A 2,038-nucleotide genomic window follows, 5' to 3' on the forward strand; every position below is an offset into this window, starting at 1 on the left:
GGGCCCTTCTCGCCCTCGTCGCCGTACCGGTGGGGGAGCACCTTGCTGCCCACGGTCCCGGTCCGGGCGTTGTGGTACTTGCGCCTCTTGGGGCGGCCGGTGTGCGGTACGGGTGCGGACCTCATGCTGCGCCCCTTTCTCGGGTGGGGTGACGGGAAGCCACCGGCGGGATGGTGTACGGCTCGTCGTGCCCGGTGGTGGCCGGGGTGGCCCCGTGCACAGGGCCGCCCCGGACCGGGTCTAGCGGGCGGAGGCCGCCGGGTGGGGGACGAGGGCGAGCCACTGGCTGCCCAGGGCGGTGACCACCTCGGTCGCGGGCCGGTGGGAGGGCAGGCCCGAGCCCCGGTGCTCGCCGGGCGCGCGGAAGTGGATCTCACGGACGGTCACGGCAACGTCGTCCACCAGGGCGAGGTCGCCGGGCTGGAGGTCCGGGTCCGAGATCGGCTTGGCCGTCTTGCGCAGCTCGTCCTCCGCCAGGTGTCCACGGGCCCACTCGACGAGCCCGTCGAACACGTCGTCGATCTCGCCGCGCGCGGAGTGGTGGCGCGGGTAGTGGTGCGCGTCGGAGTCGTACGCCACCGTCCCGCGCGCCGTCTCCAGCATTTCTACGAGCTTGGCGATGTCGACCGGGCGGGCGGTGGTGCGGGGCATGGCTGCTCCTTGCTGGAAGTAGGTGCTGGCCGGCGGGGACTTGGCGGTTGCCAGACCGGGCGTCCGCCCTTGCCGCTATATTCATTATTCTACTTCACGAGAGGGTTAAAGGCAAGTTTTATGTGTCACTCGGGGTGTGGGTCACGACCATGGAACGCGGACCGAACCTCGGCCGCGCCCCCAGTCCGCGGCCGAACCGTCCGCCATCCGCGGCGTCCATGCTGCTGAAGTGCGGAAATACCGACTCCTTGGGCGCCCCTCTCGAAGCTCGGCCGGCACTTCGCCGGGCTGGCTTCAGGCCCAGGACACGGCGCGCCCCTGGCCCGCGCACCACACGGCCAGGGCGTGGAGTTCGGTGAGGCGGGTCTGGAGGTATCCGGCCGGGCGGCCGCAGTCGATGACGTTGCCGTCCTGCACGGGCGGTACTCCTGCGTCGGCGGGCTCAAGGGCCAGGGCGATCAGGCAGCGGCCGAGGAAGTCTTCGGCCGTTCCACTGCCGGACAGGTCGTCGCTGTTCAGGCCGAGTGCGTCGAGAATGCGGCGCGCGTTGCTGTTGGAGAGATTGATCTCGGGGATGTCGTCCCCGGCCGGGTCGAGACTGAGGATGAACGGGCGGCAGCGGCCCGGGTACTCGCAGCCGGGGAGTTCGACCAGGAGGGGCTCCGCCGGATAGGCCGCCTGGGCCGCGTCGTACGTGGCGTACGGGAACGCGGCCGCCTGCGCCGCCGAGCAGACGCAGCTGATGATGAATGCCGAGCCGGCGACGTGGGCGGCGGTGAAGGTGACGGACATGGTGCGCTCCTCGCTCTCGTAGGGGACGTCCCCGGCGGGTCGTCGTGCTCGGTGGTGGAAGCCGGCCGCGCCGGGCGATCCGGCGGCGCCGCGCGCGGCGGTATCAGGGAGTGGTGATCTTGGCGAAGGGCGTGAAGTCCACGACGACGACCTGCTCGCCGGGCTCGACGGGGATCTCGGCGCGGTCGCGTGTGGCGAAGTCGCAGTTGCCGACCTTGAAGCCGTCGATCACCTGGCGCAGGCGGCTGCACTGGAACTGCGCCGTGGTGGAGGCGAGGACGATCGTGCCCTTGCGGCAGTCGGGGCAGACGATCCGGCGGAAGTTCGGGCCGGGGTTCAGCACGGGGTCTCCTGGCAGGTCAGGGGCGGGGGCTGACGGTGATGGTGAAGTCGGTGCCGTCTTCGAGCTCGACGCCGAGGGCGGCGGTGCGGGGGATGAGCCAGGTCTGGCCGATGCCCGCCTCGCCGGTGAGCCAGGTGCGGATCCGCTCGGCGAGCGCCTGGTGCGCCGCAGCGCTGGGCGCGGTGGTGGGCGGGAGGACGTCGCCGGTGGAGACGGTGACGGCGGCCAGCAGGCCGTCGGCCAGCCGGACGG

At 71.8% G+C, this 2,038-nt stretch carries 4 protein-coding genes; all 4 read right to left on the reverse strand.

Going from position 1 to position 2,038, the window contains the following annotated elements; all coding sequences use genetic code 11:
- Nucleotides 1–240: 240 nt before the first annotated feature.
- A complete protein-coding gene (locus GA0115259_RS29430) occupies nt 241–651 on the reverse strand; it encodes a hypothetical protein (protein WP_093602654.1) in 411 nt (136 codons plus the stop codon).
- Nucleotides 652–945: 294 nt separating this feature from the next.
- A complete protein-coding gene (locus GA0115259_RS29435; RefSeq protein ID WP_093602656.1) occupies nt 946–1,443 on the reverse strand; it encodes a hypothetical protein in 498 nt (165 codons plus the stop codon).
- A gap of 103 nt (nt 1,444–1,546) precedes the next feature.
- Nucleotides 1,547–1,786 carry a hypothetical protein gene (locus GA0115259_RS29440; RefSeq protein ID WP_093602658.1) on the reverse strand — a complete coding sequence of 80 codons (240 nt, stop codon included), beginning with the start codon at nt 1,784–1,786 and terminating at the stop codon, nt 1,547–1,549.
- A gap of 16 nt (nt 1,787–1,802) precedes the next feature.
- A partial coding sequence (locus GA0115259_RS40680) for a hypothetical protein (RefSeq protein WP_161230493.1) occupies nt 1,803–2,038 on the reverse strand: 236 nt, incomplete at its 5' end.

This window comes from Streptomyces sp. MnatMP-M17, assembly GCF_900091995.1.
Lineage (GTDB): Bacteria > Actinomycetota > Actinomycetes > Streptomycetales > Streptomycetaceae > Streptomyces.